The organism is Sphingopyxis sp. LC81 (assembly GCF_000756375.1).
Classification (GTDB): domain Bacteria; phylum Pseudomonadota; class Alphaproteobacteria; order Sphingomonadales; family Sphingomonadaceae; genus Sphingopyxis.
Window position 1 is genome coordinate 1 of the sequence record NZ_JNFD01000015.1, and the last position, 13,577, is coordinate 13,577.

Consider the following 13,577-nt stretch of genomic DNA (forward strand, 5'->3'; position numbering starts at 1 on the left):
GGCATATCCTCCCCCCATGGCCCACGCCTCGAACATCGTATATTGCACCGGCCCGCACGATCCGCACGCGCTCGACGGCATTTCGGTGCGTCACCGCACCGGCGACCTCGACCTGCTGTGCCCGGTGTGCAGCGGCCATGGCCAGTGGAACAGCCAGATCGACCTTGTCAGCCACCGCTCGATCCGCGTGCCCTGCCCCAAATGCGACGGGCGCGGCTGGATCGAGACCGGGGCCGACATGGTCCCCAGCCACGACATCGCGCTGTCGCCCGACGGGCGCCCGGTGTGGGTGGTGCGGCTCGATCCCTCCGACGATATCGAATGAGCTTCGCGCCGCGCCGGGTCGACTCGCGCGTTCGTCGCCGATAGGCTGACATCGGTTACCAGAGACGGGAGAGCATGATGCGTGGACGGACATGGCTGATGGCGGGCGCGATGCTCGCGGTGGCGGGGTGCGGCAAGGCGGAGGCCCCCACCGAAACATCTGGCGCGGCGCCCGATAAATCGGTGCTCGCCGATGGGCCCGCGGCCGAGATCAGCACGGTCGCCGAAGCCGACCTGCCGCCCGGCGTGCGCGATGCAGTGCTCGCCAAGGTGCCCGGCATGAAAATCGCCGAGACCGAACGCAAGGCGCGGGGCGGCAAGATCTTCTACGACGTCGAGGGGACGCGCCCCGACGGCAGCCCGGTCGAACTCGACCTGATCGAGGAGGCGGGCCAATATCGCGTCGTCGAGATGCAGCGCGACATCGCCTGGGCCGACGCGCCCGCCCCGGTGCGGACCGCCGCCGGCGCCGCGGCCGACGCCTTCACCCCGGCGCGCGTCATCGAAAGCACGCAGGAGGATGGGACGGTCGTCTTTGAACTGTTCGCGCCCGGCAAAGCCGACGAGCCCGCTGCCGAAGTGAACTGGAAGGACGGCAAAGCCGCACTCCGCACCGAACGCAACGAATATTGACCCGATGGCCGACACCGCACCCACCGGCCCCGATATGGGCGCGACCTTCTACCACGGCACCCGCGCCGACCTGAAAACCGGCGACCTGCTCGCGGCGGGCCGGGGCAGCAATTATCAGGCCGCGCCGATGTCGTGGATCTATTTCTCCGCCTTATTGGAGTCGGCGATCTGGGGCTGCGAACTGGCGGCGGGAGACGGCCGCGAGCGCATCTATATCGTCGAGCCGACTGGCGACTGGTTCGACGACCCCAACCTCACCGACAAGAAATTCCCCGGCAACCCGACGCGCAGCTATCGCAGCCGCGCGCCGCTGCGCATCGTCGGCGAAGTGGCCGAGTGGGAACCCCACGCGCCCGAGGTGCTCACGGCGATGAAGGCCCATGTCGCGCGGCTTGCAAAGGAAGGCGCCGAGATCATCGACTGAGCCGCCCGGATATTTGCAGATAGAAATGGAGCAATCCCCCTATGCCCTCCCCCATTCGCACCCTCGCCATCGCCGCACTCCTCGTCCCCCTCGTCGCGCTCGTCGCGCTCGCCGCCGCCAAGCCTGCCGCCCCGGTGCAGCAGCTGCGCATCTATGACGTTCCGCGCGCGAACGAGGGGGTGTTCCACCAGCGTTTCCGCGACCATGCGATGCGCATCATGGCACGCTATGGCTTTCGCATCCGATCGATCTGGCGCAGCGAGCATGAGGGGCGGACCGAGTTCGTCTATCTCCTCGACTGGCCCGACCTCAGCGCGATGGACGCCGCGTGGACGGCCTTCCTCGCCGACCCCGAATGGATCGCGATCAAAAAGGAAACCTCGGCGCGCGACGGCAAATATGTCGAATCGGTCGCTGCGCGCACACTCGAACCCGTCGCCTGGTCGCCCGATCGCGCGAAGGCCGCCGATTAGTCCACGCCCCCGCGCGGGTCGATGTGGGGAACTCAGCCCCGCTTCCAGGGGTTTATCTCGGCAGAGGGGCAACGCATGCCCCGCCCGCTTGGCCCGGCACGCAATCCTGACGGAGTGATGTCGATGAACAAGCTGATGATCCTGCCCCTCGCCGCCGCGACCGCGCTGGCGGGATGCGCTACCACCGGCGACGGTTACGCCTATGACGACGGCGGCTATGGCTATTACGACCGCGCCTATTACGACCAATACGGTCGCTATGACTGGGACCGCCCCGACCCGCGCCACGACGGCTATTATGCCGATCAATATTACCGCACCGACCGCCGCTATCGCGAGCGCCGCCTGTCGAACAATGACCGCGTCTATCGCGGCCGCGACGACAAATATTATTGCCGCCGCAACGACGGATCGACCGGGCTGATCGTCGGCGGCATCGCCGGCGCGGTGATCGGCAACGTCATCGCACCGGGCCGCTCCGAAACGCTCGGCACGATCCTCGGCGCGGTCGGCGGCGCGGCGGTCGGCACCGCGATCGACCGCGATAATGTACGCTGCCGCTAACCGCGGCGGATGAAACGAAGGAGGGTGACAGGCGCAGCAGGCGCGCTAGGTTGGGCACGATAGACCGACCTTGGGAGCCGCCATGCTGACGACCCTGCTCACCCTCGCCGCGGCAACCGCAACGCCCGCACCCGCCGCATCCCCCGCCGACCTCGCGGCGATCGAGGCGACGTGTTTCGACTATGTCGACGGCCAGCTTGAGGGCGATGCCGAGCGCGTGAAGCGCGCGCTCCACCCCGACCTCGCCAAGCGTCGTGTGCTGGGCGACACGCCCGACGAGCGGCTGGGGCTGCAACGCATGAGCCGCGAGGAACTGGTCGATCTGACCAAGCGCGGCGCGCTCAAGACCCCGCGTGCCGAGTGGAACCGGACGTGCAGGATCCTCGACGTCGCGGGCAACGCCGCCGCGGTGCGTGTCGAAACCCCGTGGTTCGTCGACTATTTCCACATGGGCAAGTTCGGCGAGCGCTGGATCATCGTCAATGCGATGTGGCACATGAAGCCGCGGCCGGCGGCGAAGTAAAGGTCACGATCGCCGCCGTGCTGCCGTTCGCGCTGCAGGCGCCTGCTGCCGCCCACATCCTCGCCCGCCTCGAGACGAAAATGCGCCTTGCGCCCAAGCTGCAGATGGGTGGCCGCGCCATCGGCTGGACCGCACGCCAGGAAGCGACGGGCTGCCGCTGAGCCGCGATCTGCGTACTAGAATTTGTTCTCTATTTGTTCTAATAGCATGATCTTTCTCACCACGCCGATTCGACATCAGGAGGAACAGATCATGCCGCGCAGGATTTTCGCACGACGCCCCCTCTATCTGATGGTCAAGCCGCCGGCCGATATCGCCGCGCGCATCGATGCCCTGCCTCGAAACGACCGGCGCCGTGGAGCCGATTTGCTGCATATGACGCTCGCGGCGTTCGTCGATCTGGCCGAAGCCCCCGCCGGCTTCCTCGAACTTGTGATCCGCGGGCTGGACGATTTCGGGGCCGGCGCTTTCCCGGTGCGGTTCGACCGGATCGAATGCCGCAAGGCGACGACGCTGCGAAGTTCCGCACCGCTTGCCGCCGCATGGGAATTCCAGCGGCAGCTTGCCGAATATTTTCACCGGCATGATTTCAAATGGTTCAACCTGCCGCCCGAGCTTCACGTCACGATCAACTATCGCGGCGACGGGCTTGGCGCCGAAGCGATCGATCCGGTCGAATGGACCGCCGCGGAGATGCTGCTTGTCGAAAGCGTGACCGGGGAGGCGCGCCATATCGTGCACGGCCGCTGGCCCTTGCCCGACGGCGAACCCGGATATTGCAGGGCGGCTTAATCGGCGATCATTGCCGTGACGCCGCGGCGGGCCTTGCCGCCGCTGTTCACGCTATTTCTTCGCTTTCGCCGGCTTTTCAAGGTTCGCTTCGACCGCCGCGCGCACCAGCGCCTTGAACGCCGCCTCGTCGACCGCGTCGCCCTCGAACAAATCGATCGCGCGCCGCGTGTTACCGTCGAGGCTCGAATTGAACAATTTGGCGGGGTCGGCGAGCGCCGCGCCCTTGGCAAAGGTCAGCTTGACCTTGTCCTTATACGTCTCACCCGTGCACAGGATGCCGGCATGTTCCCACACCGGAACGCCCGACGGGTTCGACGGCTTCTGCCACTTGACCGTCTCCTCGACCTCCGGGTCGGCGGCATGGATCAGCGCGCGCAGCTTGGCTAGCGTCGCCCCGCGCCAGTCGCCGAGCCCGGCAATTTTCGCATCGATCAGGTCCGCGGTCATGCCATTCTCCCTTACATCTTCTCGCCGGGCAGCGCCGCCGCCTGCTGCACCCAGTCGCCGAACGCCGCCTCGTCGACCTTGTCGTCTTCGTGGATATGGAAATAGCGCGTGTCGCCGCTCTTCGAAGCCACCGGCGGCACCGGATCGAGCGACTGGCCGCGAAAGAAGGCGACCTTGATATATTTGTCGAAGCAATGAATGCTCAGGAACCAGTGCGTCGGCTCGTCGCCCTGCCCCGGCGCGCCATAGAAGGGCGAGTTCCATTTGACCGCCTTCGCAGCTCCCGGAACGGTTCGCTCGATCAGCTTGTCCAGCCGGCGCCAAACGCCCGACTTCCACCCCGGCATCGCCGCGATATAGGCTTGCACCGGGGCGTCGCCATAGCCCTTCGCGATCTGCGGATTGCCGCCGGACAGCAGCACCGGGGCTTTTTCGGCCATGGAATCGCGCTCCCTTCTTTCATCGTCAAAAGAACGCGATAGCCCCAGCGAGTCAAGTCGCGCAGACCTAGCCAGCGATCTCGGCGGTCGCCGCACGCTCGATCGCCGCGCGCCAGTGCGGCCGCACCGGCAGCAGGAAAATCTCCGCCAGCGCGCGTTCGATCTCGTCGGCGGTCAGATAGCGCCGGTCGATCCGCCCGTCGACGAGCCGCGTCGTCAGCCGATTGTCGCGGAGGCCATAACGCGCGTCGGCGGTCGTCCGCGCCGCGATCAGTTGATGCCGGAAATGCGAGTCCGGATGCGCCGAGGTATACCAGTTGCCGAGCTCATAATCGATCGCGGGCGGCGCGATGTGATCGAGCCGGTACAGCGTGCGCCATTCGCCCTCGATCAACGCCGCGACCTGCCACACGTCGCCGTGCCGCACGACACGATAGCTTTCGTGCCGCGTCGGCTGGGGCTCCTCGCTGTCCATCGCCAGCGGCTGCGGCGGAACCGCCGCGCCGAAGCCGGCGTCGACCAGCCAAGGCCGCCCACCCAGCTTCACCCGCACCACCATATGCGTCCGCGGGGTCGGCGGGGCATCGTCGGGCAGCATCCAGCGCACCCGGCCGAGCAGCCCCTCGGCGTCGAACCCGATCGCCAGCAGCGCGCGGAGGAACAGCGCATTCTGTTCGAAGCAATAGCCGCCGCGCCGCTGGCCGATCAGCTTGGCGTCGATCGCGTCGGCATCGATGTCGATTCCTGCGCCGGTCAGCGCGTCGAGCGCTTCAAAAGGAATGGCGGCGATATGCGCGGCCTGCAGCGCGGCGAGCACCTCGAACGTCGGCGTCACCGGCCCGGTATAGCCGATCCGCGCGAGATAACGCGGCAGGAAAGCCGCGGGCGCGTCGGCATCGGCATCGACGGGGTCAACAGGCGTGGCAGCGGGATAGTGCAGCATGAACAAAGCTCCGTTCGCGAATCAACTGTCCAGAGTTATGAAAGCTGAAGTCCGGTTGAGGTCAAGCGGGCGGGTGAAGAAAGAACCCTCCCCCTAAAGCGCCATCATCTTGGTAACTTGGCCATTGCAGGCGGCCACGCACTGAGGCAGACGCATCACACAACATAAGTCGCATAACATAAACATCTCAGGGAGCCTCCCAATGCGCACCACGACTTATTCCCGCCTCGCCGCCGCGCTCGCGCCGGCCGCGATCCTCTTCTCCGCCGGCACCGCCAACGCCGCGACCTGCGAGGAAGCCTTCGTCAAAAAGGGCAATCCGATTACCGCGCTGCGCTTCACCGCCGCGGTGACCGTTGCCGACCTGCCCCCCGCGGTCGCGATCGGCCAGATGCGCGGGCTCGTCGCCGCCAAGGGCTATGACATTATGGCCGACGAAGCCGAATATGGATCGATGCTGATCGAACAGCCGATGACCGGCGGCGCGCGCGCTTTCCCGATCCAGATCACCGCGACGCAGACGGGCGGGATCGGCACCGTCGTGATGGAAGCAAAGCTGCGCGCCGGCCAGGCGGTCAAGAGCGAAGCCGCGATGGCCGAAATGTGCGGCATCCTGAACCAGATCAAGGGCGGCAAGGCGGGTGCCGCCGCCGCCAAGAAGGGCGCGACCGCCACGACCGTCGCGGCTGCGCCGCTCAAGATCAGCGCGCTGGGTTTCTCGCAGCAGGTGTCAAAGGACACCGAACGCAATTCCGCGGGGGTGCTGACACGCTACAAGGGCAAGCAGTTCACGGTCGACGGGACGGTCGATTATGTCACCAAGGACGGCAGCAGCTTCCGCGTCGGCTACAAAGTCCCCGAGCCCTATGAACAGGCGATCCGCCTGCCGAACCAGGCGCCGTTCAAGACCGACATCGTTTGTTACATGGCGCCGGGTCAGGCCGCTTTTTCGCTCCAGCTCAAACCGAACAAGGGCATCAAACTGACCGGCACCGTCGAAGACTTCGACGAATATAAACATGTCATCTGGCTGAAGGACTGCCGTCCGGCGCAATAACCGGGCGGCATGGCAATGGGAGGACCCCTATGCGCGGAATGATGGCGGCGGGACTGGCTTTCGGCATGGCGGTCCCCGCCGCTACCGCCGACGCGCCCGCCAGCGAGGTCGCCGACCTCCGCGCCTTCGCCGACGCCTTCGACGCGGCACAGGTCGCGCAGGATCGCGCCGCGCTGGGTCGCATGGTCGCCGACGATCTCGTCTTTATCGACGGAAGCGGGAAACGGCATGGGAAGGCGTTTTTTATCGAAGGCTGGACTGGCGCCGACGATGATTACGACCCCGTCACGCTCAAGGATCGCGTGATCCTGCCGCTCGGCAAGGATGCGGGCCTCGCGAGCGCCGAGACGATCCTGTCGGGCCGCTCGGCGGGCAAACCCTTCCGCGTCCGGATCCGCTTCACCGATATTTTCAAGCGCCACGGGGACAGCTGGCAGGCGGTCTATATCCATGTGACGCGGATGGCGATCGAGAGCGAATAGCGAGAAGGATTCGACTCTCACTCTCGATGAGAACATAATAGGAACATTGATCCGATTCGGAGGAATGGACGATGGACCCGATGTTCCGCTATTTCCTGGGTTTTCAGGTAAGTGCCGACCGCGCCGGTTGGCTCGCGCGCCAATTGCCGCCCGTTTCGGGCGACCTGTTCGCGGGGCTGAAGCCCCAGCTTTACCATCTGACCCTCTGCACGATCGCCGAGACGATTGAGCCGCAACCCTTCCTGCGCGGCCAGGTCGCCAAGGCGTTCGACGCCGGCCTTCCGGCCGCAGCCTCGATTCCCTTCGGGCGCATCGTGTCGCGCGGCGGCGGCGCCGAACTGATCACGGCCGGCAGCATCGCCGCGATCCGCCAGAGCTATGACACGATCGTCGCGCGCCTCGCGGCGCAAGACATCGAGCCGATGCATCGCAAATCCGGCCTCCGCCCGCACATCACGCTCGGTTATGGGACATGCGAATTCGCCCCTGTCCCGATCGCATGGAACTGGGCGCCGCAGGGCCTCGTGCTCATCGAAAGCCATATCGGCCACCGCCGCCATCGCGTGCTGCACAGCTGGACATTGGAGCCCCCGGCGCAAGGCAGTTTCGGCTTCATGGAAGACGAACTGCCTGCACCGCTGCGCCGTGCCGCCTAGGCGTCGAGGCTGTGCTCCAATGTGATTTCACAGTTGAGCAGCTTCGACACCGGGCAATTCTTCTCGGCCTCCTCCGCGATCTTCGCGAATTCGTCGGCGCCGATCCCCGGCACCTTGCCGGTCAGCGTCAGCGCCGATTTGGTGATCGTAAAGCCGCCGTCCTGCTGCTCCAGCGTCACCGCCGCGCTCGTCTCCAGCGTGTCGCCCGAATAGCCCGCGCGCGCGAGACCGAACGACAGCGCCATCGTGAAGCACGCCGCATGCGCCGCGGCGATCAACTCCTCGGGATTGGTCCCCGGCTGGCCCTCGAAGCGCGTCCCGAAACCATAGGGCTGTTTGTCGAGCACCCCTGATTTGGTCGTGATCGATCCCTTGCCTTCCTTGCCGAAGCCTTCGTAGCGGGCGGATGCGCGATTGACGGTCATGGTCTCATCTCCTTGGTGGGGTTGGGGCGTCAGCGGAAAGGCGGCCCGGGACTCGCGCCTCAGGCGGGCAGCAGCTTACGCCGCGCGCCGACGCGCTTCCACGCCTTTTCATGGAAGAAGAATGCGACGGCATTGATACAGGGCTCGATGATCGCGATGCCGCCCGCAAGCGCGACCGATCCGGTCATCACATAAGCAACGCTGAATCCGATCGTCAGGTGGATCGTGAGATAGGTGAAGGTCTTGATCAGGTCGGTCGGCATGACACCATCTCCGCTGGGACGATGTCCGCCAAGTTAAGAATCGCTCGCAATAAATGCCAGCGCAGCGTCCCGCTTAGCCTGATCGATTTTCCCGTTCAGCCACCGACGACCAGCGCATCGGGCACGACATAACGTTCGGGCCCAAAGCTGATGTTCGTGTTGTCCCCGCTTCGCGTCGCCTTGAAATCATATGCCGCCGATCCGTCAGCCTGCGCGCTGTCGGCGCCGAACGCCTTGCCATCCTTGAAGAAAATGGTCCGCGGCATCCCGTCGGCTTTGGTGATCTCGACAAAGGTGGTCGCATCATCACCGCGATTCCGCTTTACGCCCGCCTTGCAGCTCCCGGCCGGTGTGCTGCCGTCGGCCGAACAGGGGATCTCCGACGTCGCATTATAGTCGGTGCCGGAAACCAGCGCGTCGTCCCCCTCATCCGCACCCGGCGCAGGCCGGGCGGTCGGCATCGGGACCGACACGATGCGGACCCCCTCGACCGTGGCGACGATCGTCCCGCCCAGCGCTTTCGCCGACGCATCGTCGGGGCAACCGGCCAGCACCGCGCTGTCGTCGAGCCAGTTCGAGGTCGCCGGACTTTCGCCGAGCCGGCGGCACGCATCGCCAGCCGCCGGATAGCCCGTGCCGAAGGGCGCGAGCGATGCGGGAATCGCTTTCGCCGAGGCGTCGGCCGCCTTCGGCCCGTCCGCCGCCTTCTTGTCTCCGCAGCCGCCAACAAGCGCCGTCGCGGCCATCACCATCACCATCGCATGTCGCATCGATCATCCCCTTATGTACCGGGCGCGCCGGGCTGGTTCAGCGCGCAACCCCGGCCTTGTCGAGTTCGGTTCCAAGCCGCCCGCTCAGCCACATCGCCCACATTTTGAAATCGGCGGCGAGGCTCCACAGCGGATAGGTGAAAGTCGCGGGCCGGTTCTTCTCGACCCCGAAATGCGCGACCCACGCGAAGAAATAGCCTGCGACCGGCAGCGCGATCAGCCAGCCCCAACGCCCGCTCGCCACAGCGGCGACCGCGATCAGCACGACGAGGCTTGTTCCGACATAATGCAACGCCCGTGTCGACGCCTTGCTGTGCTCGCGCAGGTAAAAGGGCCAGAATTCGGCGAAGGTCGTATATTGGCGCGCCATATTCCGATGCTGCCCTCAGCGGCGGCGCGGGTCAACTACAGGCTGCGCGCCGCCTCGTCGATCAGCGACGCGACCTCGGCCGGCCGCGACGCAAGCGACGCGTGCCCCGCGTCGAGCGTGATGATCTTGCGCGCGCCGAGCCGGTCCGACATCGCCTTCTGGTTCGCGGGGTCGATCATGCGGTCCGCGCTCGAAATCTGATACCAGCTCGGCTTCGCCCGCCACGCCGGATCGCTTATCGCCTCGCCAAAGGTCGACGCGAGCGGTGCCTTTTGCGTCACCGCCATTACCAGCGCCTCGTCGGCACTCATATCCTGGCAAAAGCTTTCGTGGAACTTGTCGGGCTTGACCCAGAGATAGCCGTCGCCGTCGGGCGCCAGATTCGCCGCGCCCGCGGGCGGATGCTGCTGCGTCAGCGCGCCGGGACTCTCGCCCACATCGGGCGCGAAGGCGGCGATGTAGACAAGCCCCGCGACATTCGGCGCGGTCCCCGCCTCGGTGATCACCGCGCCGCCATAGCTATGCCCGACGAGCAGCACCGGTCCCTCGACCTGCGCCGCGATCTGGCGCGTCCGCGCCGCGTCGCCCGCGAGCGAGGTCAGCGGCAATTCGACCGCGCGCATGCCTTTATGCCCGAGCTTGTCGAGCTCGACGATCGCCTTTGCCCAATGCGCCGCGCCGCCCCAGAAGCCGTGAACGAGGATGATCGTAGGAAGCGCCGCCATGGGTCCGACTCCTGTGGAATTTCGCGAGACCCGAAGCTACCATGCCCGGCAGATACCCGACAGCGAAGAAAGCTGGCGGGATTTCGGGAGGGGAATTTCATGAAAAAATCGACGCGCGCCTTGATCGGGCTCGTCCTGCTCGACCTCATCGTCGTCGCCGGCGCCTGGTGGATGATCGACCGGACGCAAAGCGGGGCGTGGAACTCGAATGATCCGGCGGGTTCGATCACAATGGTCACGACCACCGCGGGCATGCTGGTCGGCGTGATCTCGGTCGTGCTGCTGCTCGCCTTCGTCACGCACCGCCGCGCCGGGAACTGATCGCCGAAAACACCCGAAAACGACACAGCCCTCCCGCCTGGGTCGCAGGGGCGGGAGGGCTGTGTTCCGGGCCGGCGTGGTGGGCCGGACCGGAGACGAAAATTGGGATGCGGGCTTAGCGCGCCGCGGCTTCGCGGACCTTCTGCACCGCCGGGAGCAGCAGGCCGATCAGGATCTGCACCGGGTTCGACGTCACCGTCATGCCGCCCTGTGCGGGCTGCGCCGACTGCGCCATCGCGGGAGTGGCCGTAAGGGCCATGGTGAGGGCAAGCACGGGGGCGAGGATCATCTTCTTGGTCATCATCTCTTCCTTTTCACATTCGTTGATCTGGTTCGAATTGGGCTCGGGTCGTTCCCGATGCCCCGCTTATGCCGCGCGGCCGCGCGGCCGACCGTGATCGCCATCACTCGGCCGAAGAAATTTCACAAACCACGGAAAAGAAACGAAAGAAATTTACGCCTGGCGCTTGAGCCGTACCAGCGCACTATCGAGCGCCTGCAGGAATTGCGAACGATCAGCCTTCGAGAAGGGCGGCGGCCCGCCCATCCCGTCGCTCATTCCCGAACGCAGGTCGGCCATGATCGCGCGCGTCGCGATCGCCGGGCCGATCGACGCGAGGGTGAAGGGCTTGCCATTGGGGCCGAGCACGCTCGCCCCCGCCTTCAGCGCGCGGTCGGCGAGCAAGATGTCGGCGGTGACGACGATACTCTGCGCGTTCGCCGCCTCGGCAATCCAGTCGTCGGCGGCGTCGAAACCGTCCGACACGACCACCCGCTCGATCAGCACATGCTCGGGCACGCGCAGCCGGCTGTTGCTCACGACCTTCACCGCGACCTCGTGCCGCCAGGCGACGCGGTAAATTTCATCCTTCACCGGACAGGCGTCGGCGTCGACGAGAATCTGGATGGCCTTGGGCATGGACTAAGGAGGTCAGCCGACCTCGACGCCTTTCCAGAAGGCGATGCGATCCCTGATCTCTGCCGCCGCCTCCTTGGGATCGGGATAATACCAGGCGGCGTCTTCGTTCACCCGCCCGTCCACGGTGACATGATGATAGCTCGCCGTCCCCTTCCACGGGCAAAAGCTCGTCGTCGCGCTGCCCGACAACAGGCGCGTATCGACCGCGCCGCGCGGAAAATAATGATTGCCCTCGACGACGACCGCGTCGTCGCTGTCGGCGATCACCGCGCCATTCCACCGTGCCTGCACCATCAGAGCCTCATGCTTTCCCGCGCGCGGCGGGGCTATTTCTTGATATTGTCGAGCCCCTCGACCACGCCCGGCTTCGTCGACGGGTTGCTCGCATTGGGTTTCTTGTTCTTTTCCGCCTTGGGCTTGCGGATTTCGCGGGTCGATTTCTTCTGGCCTTTTGCCATGGTCCTACCCTTCGAGACGACGGACGCCAATGTCCGCCTGCGACCAGTCTACGCTTATTGTCTACTCGCGTCGCCCCTTATCCCGCCAGCCCGTCCCAGACCAGCTTGGCGCCGAGCAGCACCATCAGCAGGTAGATGAGGACATAGAAACGCGCGCCGTCGATCCGTTTCAGCCAGCGCACCGTGAGCAAGGTCGAGACGATCGCGAGCGGCATCAGCAGCACGGCGGCGACGAGCACATCGTGCGGGAAGGCGCCGAGCGCGATATAGGCGGGCACCTTCATCCAGTTGATCGCCGCGAACAGGATCGAGCTCGTCCCGACGAAGACGAGATGCGGCAGGCGGCGCGGCGTCACCCACATCTGGAACGGCGGTCCGCCCGCATGCGCGATCTGGCTGGTGAAGCCCGTCGCGACCCCGAACAGGCTGCCGACCCAGCCCGGCGAAGTCGACGCCGCGACGACGCGCCCGCCGCGCTCGACCCACAGGCGATAGAGCCCGAACGCCAGCGTGATCGCGCCGAGCGCCGCCATCAGCTTCGCCTCGTCGACGCGCTCGGCATAGGCGTAGCCCGCGGCGATGCCGACCGCGGCGCCGGGCAGCATCCAGCCGATGATCCAGCCGTCCCACGTCTTGCGGAACGACCAGACGCTGACGACATCCTGCACGATCAATATCGGGAGCAGCAGCGCCGCGGCGATCGTCGGCGGCAGCACCAATGCGACGAGCGGCGTCGCAAGTGCGCCGACCCCCGACAGGCCGCCCTTCGCGAGCCCGAGCAGGATCACCGCGAGAGCAAGCACCAGCAAAGTCAGCGGATCGGCGAGCAAGCTCATTCGGCGGCAATGACCGGTGCGTCGGGCAAGCGCCAGTCGATCGCACCCCGCCCATGCGTTTCCAAAAACGCATTCGCCTGGCTGAACGGCCGCGACCCGAAAAAGCCGTTGTGCGCCGACAAAGGCGAGGGATGCGGCGCGCGCAGGATCAGGTGCGGGCTGCCCGCCCCCAGCCCCGGCACATTCGCCGCCTTCTTCTGCGCATGGCTGCCCCACAGGATAAAGACCTTGGGCGCCGGGTCGGCGGCGACCGCTGCGACCACCGCGTCGGTGAACTTCTCCCACCCCTTGCCCTGATGCGATGCGGCCATGCCGCTCTCGACCGTCAGGCAATTGTTGAGCAGCAGCACGCCCTGTTCGGCCCAATGTTTGAGATAGCCGTGCGCGGCACGCGGAATGCCGAGGTCGCTCTGCATTTCCTTGTAGATGTTGACGAGGCTCGGCGGGGTGCGCACCCCCGGCTGGACCGAAAAGCACAGCCCATGCGCCTGCCCCGGCCCATGATAGGGATCCTGCCCGAGGATCACGACGCGCACATCCTGCGGCGGCGTCGCGTCGAGCGCCGCGAACCAGTCGCGCGGGCGCGGATAGATCGCCTTGCCCTTCTCGCGCTCGGCGCCGAGAAACGCCTTGAGCGCCGCCATATAGGGCTGCTCGAACTCGCCGCCGATGCGCGCGAGCCAGTCGGGATGCAGTTTGACCTCGGACATGCCCGCGCTTCACCAGAGGAGC

26 protein-coding genes are annotated in these 13,577 nt (G+C 66.0%); 12 read left to right on the forward strand and 14 right to left on the reverse strand.

Annotated elements, in window-relative coordinates:
• From FG91_RS08430 to FG91_RS08460, 8 genes are all read left to right on the forward strand, one after another.
• Window positions 1-325 (forward strand): hypothetical protein (locus FG91_RS08430; RefSeq protein WP_235211985.1); only part of this gene is annotated, 325 nt, incomplete at its 5' end.
• Window positions 326-402: 77 nt separating this feature from the next.
• Window positions 403-957 (forward strand): hypothetical protein, encoded by a 555-nt coding sequence (locus tag FG91_RS08435; RefSeq protein ID WP_162835117.1) that lies wholly within the window; start codon window positions 403-405, stop codon window positions 955-957.
• A gap of 4 nt (window positions 958-961) precedes the next feature.
• The gene (gene arr / locus FG91_RS08440) at window positions 962-1,381 is read left to right on the forward strand and encodes an NAD(+)--rifampin ADP-ribosyltransferase (RefSeq protein WP_081940486.1); all 420 of its coding nucleotides are present in this window, start codon (window positions 962-964) and stop codon (window positions 1,379-1,381) included.
• Between the two features lie 41 nt (window positions 1,382-1,422).
• Window positions 1,423-1,854: an NIPSNAP family protein gene (locus FG91_RS08445; RefSeq protein ID WP_037514130.1), complete on the forward strand. Its 432-nt coding sequence runs from the start codon at window positions 1,423-1,425 to the stop codon at window positions 1,852-1,854.
• Window positions 1,855-1,977: 123 nt separating this feature from the next.
• On the forward strand, window positions 1,978-2,418 hold the full coding sequence (locus FG91_RS08450) for a glycine zipper 2TM domain-containing protein (protein ID WP_037514196.1): 441 nt from the start codon (window positions 1,978-1,980) through the stop codon (window positions 2,416-2,418).
• Window positions 2,419-2,500: 82 nt separating this feature from the next.
• Entirely contained in the window at window positions 2,501-2,941 is a 441-nt protein-coding gene (locus FG91_RS08455) for a nuclear transport factor 2 family protein (protein WP_152568053.1), read from the forward strand.
• Window positions 2,908-3,102 carry a hypothetical protein gene (locus tag FG91_RS21735; protein WP_152568054.1) on the forward strand — a complete coding sequence of 65 codons (195 nt, stop codon included), beginning with the start codon at window positions 2,908-2,910 and terminating at the stop codon, window positions 3,100-3,102. The genes FG91_RS08455 and FG91_RS21735 overlap by 34 nt, the downstream gene beginning before the upstream one ends.
• A 91-nt stretch (window positions 3,103-3,193) precedes the next feature.
• Window positions 3,194-3,733, forward strand: coding sequence for a 2'-5' RNA ligase family protein (locus FG91_RS08460; RefSeq protein WP_152568055.1), 540 nt, complete (start codon window positions 3,194-3,196; stop codon window positions 3,731-3,733).
• A gap of 51 nt (window positions 3,734-3,784) precedes the next feature.
• Here FG91_RS08460 and FG91_RS08465 read toward each other — a convergent pair whose 3' ends face one another.
• The 3 genes from FG91_RS08465 to FG91_RS08475 all read right to left on the reverse strand — a co-directional run bounded on the left by FG91_RS08465 (window position 3,785) and on the right by FG91_RS08475 (window position 5,563).
• Window positions 3,785-4,180: a DUF1801 domain-containing protein gene (locus FG91_RS08465; RefSeq protein WP_037514137.1), complete on the reverse strand. Its 396-nt coding sequence runs from the start codon at window positions 4,178-4,180 to the stop codon at window positions 3,785-3,787.
• Between the two features lie 11 nt (window positions 4,181-4,191).
• Window positions 4,192-4,620, reverse strand: a complete 429-nt coding sequence (locus FG91_RS08470; RefSeq protein WP_037514139.1) for a DUF1801 domain-containing protein — start codon at window positions 4,618-4,620, stop codon at window positions 4,192-4,194.
• Between the two features lie 67 nt (window positions 4,621-4,687).
• The gene (locus FG91_RS08475) at window positions 4,688-5,563 is read right to left on the reverse strand and encodes an arylamine N-acetyltransferase family protein (RefSeq protein ID WP_052187430.1); all 876 of its coding nucleotides are present in this window, start codon (window positions 5,561-5,563) and stop codon (window positions 4,688-4,690) included.
• A 202-nt stretch (window positions 5,564-5,765) separates the two neighbouring features.
• On the opposite strand from FG91_RS08475, the gene FG91_RS08480 reads away from it, so the two are divergent.
• From FG91_RS08480 to FG91_RS08490, 3 genes are all read left to right on the forward strand, one after another.
• Window positions 5,766-6,620 (forward strand): hypothetical protein, encoded by an 855-nt coding sequence (locus tag FG91_RS08480; protein ID WP_037514142.1) that lies wholly within the window; start codon window positions 5,766-5,768, stop codon window positions 6,618-6,620.
• A gap of 29 nt (window positions 6,621-6,649) precedes the next feature.
• Complete coding sequence (locus FG91_RS20945) at window positions 6,650-7,102, forward strand: nuclear transport factor 2 family protein (protein ID WP_052187426.1); 453 nt, start codon at window positions 6,650-6,652, stop codon at window positions 7,100-7,102.
• A 71-nt stretch (window positions 7,103-7,173) separates the two neighbouring features.
• Window positions 7,174-7,758: a hypothetical protein gene (locus FG91_RS08490; protein ID WP_037514143.1), complete on the forward strand. Its 585-nt coding sequence runs from the start codon at window positions 7,174-7,176 to the stop codon at window positions 7,756-7,758.
• Here FG91_RS08490 and FG91_RS08495 read toward each other — a convergent pair.
• The 5 genes from FG91_RS08495 to FG91_RS08515 all read right to left on the reverse strand — a co-directional run bounded on the left by FG91_RS08495 (window position 7,755) and on the right by FG91_RS08515 (window position 10,311).
• Window positions 7,755-8,183, reverse strand: coding sequence for an OsmC family protein (locus FG91_RS08495; protein ID WP_037514144.1), 429 nt, complete (start codon window positions 8,181-8,183; stop codon window positions 7,755-7,757). The two genes, FG91_RS08490 and FG91_RS08495, sit on opposite strands and share 4 nt — an antisense overlap.
• 59 nt (window positions 8,184-8,242) lie before the next feature.
• Window positions 8,243-8,446: a DUF2061 domain-containing protein gene (locus FG91_RS08500; protein WP_037514146.1), complete on the reverse strand. Its 204-nt coding sequence runs from the start codon at window positions 8,444-8,446 to the stop codon at window positions 8,243-8,245.
• 95 nt (window positions 8,447-8,541) lie between these two features.
• Window positions 8,542-9,216 carry a hypothetical protein gene (locus tag FG91_RS08505; protein ID WP_037514148.1) on the reverse strand — a complete coding sequence of 225 codons (675 nt, stop codon included), beginning with the start codon at window positions 9,214-9,216 and terminating at the stop codon, window positions 8,542-8,544.
• Between the two features lie 37 nt (window positions 9,217-9,253).
• Entirely contained in the window at window positions 9,254-9,586 is a 333-nt protein-coding gene (locus FG91_RS08510) for a DUF962 domain-containing protein (protein WP_037514150.1), read from the reverse strand.
• Window positions 9,587-9,621: 35 nt separating this feature from the next.
• Window positions 9,622-10,311, reverse strand: coding sequence for an alpha/beta hydrolase (locus FG91_RS08515; protein ID WP_037514152.1), 690 nt, complete (start codon window positions 10,309-10,311; stop codon window positions 9,622-9,624).
• 99 nt (window positions 10,312-10,410) lie between these two features.
• Here FG91_RS08515 and FG91_RS08520 point away from each other — a divergent pair, with 99 nt between their 5' ends.
• Complete coding sequence (locus FG91_RS08520) at window positions 10,411-10,632, forward strand: hypothetical protein (RefSeq protein ID WP_037514154.1); 222 nt, start codon at window positions 10,411-10,413, stop codon at window positions 10,630-10,632.
• 115 nt (window positions 10,633-10,747) lie between these two features.
• Here the strand turns inward: FG91_RS08520 and FG91_RS08525 are convergent, their stop codons facing one another.
• From FG91_RS08525 to ung, 6 genes are all read right to left on the reverse strand, one after another.
• The gene (locus tag FG91_RS08525; RefSeq protein ID WP_152568056.1) at window positions 10,748-10,933 is read right to left on the reverse strand and encodes a hypothetical protein; all 186 of its coding nucleotides are present in this window, start codon (window positions 10,931-10,933) and stop codon (window positions 10,748-10,750) included.
• Window positions 10,934-11,086: 153 nt separating this feature from the next.
• Window positions 11,087-11,551 (reverse strand): YaiI/YqxD family protein, encoded by a 465-nt coding sequence (locus FG91_RS08530; protein WP_200878425.1) that lies wholly within the window; start codon window positions 11,549-11,551, stop codon window positions 11,087-11,089.
• A 12-nt stretch (window positions 11,552-11,563) separates the two neighbouring features.
• Window positions 11,564-11,845 (reverse strand): DUF427 domain-containing protein, encoded by a 282-nt coding sequence (locus tag FG91_RS08535; RefSeq protein ID WP_037514159.1) that lies wholly within the window; start codon window positions 11,843-11,845, stop codon window positions 11,564-11,566.
• A 32-nt stretch (window positions 11,846-11,877) separates the two neighbouring features.
• A complete protein-coding gene (locus FG91_RS22490) occupies window positions 11,878-12,009 on the reverse strand; it encodes a hypothetical protein (protein WP_268746373.1) in 132 nt (43 codons plus the stop codon).
• Between the two features lie 77 nt (window positions 12,010-12,086).
• A complete protein-coding gene (locus FG91_RS08540; RefSeq protein ID WP_052187427.1) occupies window positions 12,087-12,845 on the reverse strand; it encodes a sulfite exporter TauE/SafE family protein in 759 nt (252 codons plus the stop codon).
• Window positions 12,842-13,555 (reverse strand): uracil-DNA glycosylase, encoded by a 714-nt coding sequence (ung, locus tag FG91_RS08545; protein WP_037514161.1) that lies wholly within the window; start codon window positions 13,553-13,555, stop codon window positions 12,842-12,844. The genes FG91_RS08540 and ung overlap by 4 nt, the downstream gene beginning before the upstream one ends.
• Between the last annotated feature and the right edge of the window lie 22 nt (window positions 13,556-13,577).

Excerpts from the sequence above, each read along its gene's own strand:
- FG91_RS08475 (WP_052187430.1), bottom strand. The coding sequence starts at position 5,563 with ATGCTGCACTATCCCGCTGCCACGCCTGTTGACCCCGTCGATGCCGAT.
- FG91_RS08470 (WP_037514139.1), bottom strand. The coding sequence starts at position 4,620 with ATGGCCGAAAAAGCCCCGGTGCTGCTGTCCGGCGGCAATCCGCAGATC.
- FG91_RS22490 (WP_268746373.1), bottom strand. The coding sequence starts at position 12,009 with ATGGCAAAAGGCCAGAAGAAATCGACCCGCGAAATCCGCAAGCCCAAG.
- FG91_RS08480 (WP_037514142.1), top strand. The coding sequence starts at position 5,766 with ATGCGCACCACGACTTATTCCCGCCTCGCCGCCGCGCTCGCGCCGGCC.
- FG91_RS08490 (WP_037514143.1), top strand. The coding sequence starts at position 7,174 with ATGGACCCGATGTTCCGCTATTTCCTGGGTTTTCAGGTAAGTGCCGAC.
- FG91_RS08505 (WP_037514148.1), bottom strand. The coding sequence starts at position 9,216 with ATGCGACATGCGATGGTGATGGTGATGGCCGCGACGGCGCTTGTTGGC.
- FG91_RS08455 (WP_152568053.1), top strand. The coding sequence starts at position 2,501 with ATGCTGACGACCCTGCTCACCCTCGCCGCGGCAACCGCAACGCCCGCA.
- FG91_RS08520 (WP_037514154.1), top strand. The coding sequence starts at position 10,411 with ATGAAAAAATCGACGCGCGCCTTGATCGGGCTCGTCCTGCTCGACCTC.
- FG91_RS08500 (WP_037514146.1), bottom strand. The coding sequence starts at position 8,446 with ATGCCGACCGACCTGATCAAGACCTTCACCTATCTCACGATCCACCTG.
- FG91_RS08435 (WP_162835117.1), top strand. The coding sequence starts at position 403 with ATGCGTGGACGGACATGGCTGATGGCGGGCGCGATGCTCGCGGTGGCG.
- FG91_RS08525 (WP_152568056.1), bottom strand. The coding sequence starts at position 10,933 with ATGACCAAGAAGATGATCCTCGCCCCCGTGCTTGCCCTCACCATGGCC.
- ung (WP_037514161.1), bottom strand. The coding sequence starts at position 13,555 with ATGTCCGAGGTCAAACTGCATCCCGACTGGCTCGCGCGCATCGGCGGC.
- FG91_RS08510 (WP_037514150.1), bottom strand. The coding sequence starts at position 9,586 with ATGGCGCGCCAATATACGACCTTCGCCGAATTCTGGCCCTTTTACCTG.
- FG91_RS08540 (WP_052187427.1), bottom strand. The coding sequence starts at position 12,845 with ATGAGCTTGCTCGCCGATCCGCTGACTTTGCTGGTGCTTGCTCTCGCG.
- arr (WP_081940486.1), top strand. The coding sequence starts at position 962 with ATGGCCGACACCGCACCCACCGGCCCCGATATGGGCGCGACCTTCTAC.
- FG91_RS20945 (WP_052187426.1), top strand. The coding sequence starts at position 6,650 with ATGCGCGGAATGATGGCGGCGGGACTGGCTTTCGGCATGGCGGTCCCC.
- FG91_RS08530 (WP_200878425.1), bottom strand. The coding sequence starts at position 11,551 with ATGCCCAAGGCCATCCAGATTCTCGTCGACGCCGACGCCTGTCCGGTG.
- FG91_RS08465 (WP_037514137.1), bottom strand. The coding sequence starts at position 4,180 with ATGACCGCGGACCTGATCGATGCGAAAATTGCCGGGCTCGGCGACTGG.
- FG91_RS08535 (WP_037514159.1), bottom strand. The coding sequence starts at position 11,845 with ATGGTGCAGGCACGGTGGAATGGCGCGGTGATCGCCGACAGCGACGAC.
- FG91_RS08515 (WP_037514152.1), bottom strand. The coding sequence starts at position 10,311 with ATGGCGGCGCTTCCTACGATCATCCTCGTTCACGGCTTCTGGGGCGGC.
- FG91_RS08495 (WP_037514144.1), bottom strand. The coding sequence starts at position 8,183 with ATGACCGTCAATCGCGCATCCGCCCGCTACGAAGGCTTCGGCAAGGAA.
- FG91_RS08450 (WP_037514196.1), top strand. The coding sequence starts at position 1,978 with ATGAACAAGCTGATGATCCTGCCCCTCGCCGCCGCGACCGCGCTGGCG.
- FG91_RS08445 (WP_037514130.1), top strand. The coding sequence starts at position 1,423 with ATGCCCTCCCCCATTCGCACCCTCGCCATCGCCGCACTCCTCGTCCCC.
- FG91_RS08460 (WP_152568055.1), top strand. The coding sequence starts at position 3,194 with ATGCCGCGCAGGATTTTCGCACGACGCCCCCTCTATCTGATGGTCAAG.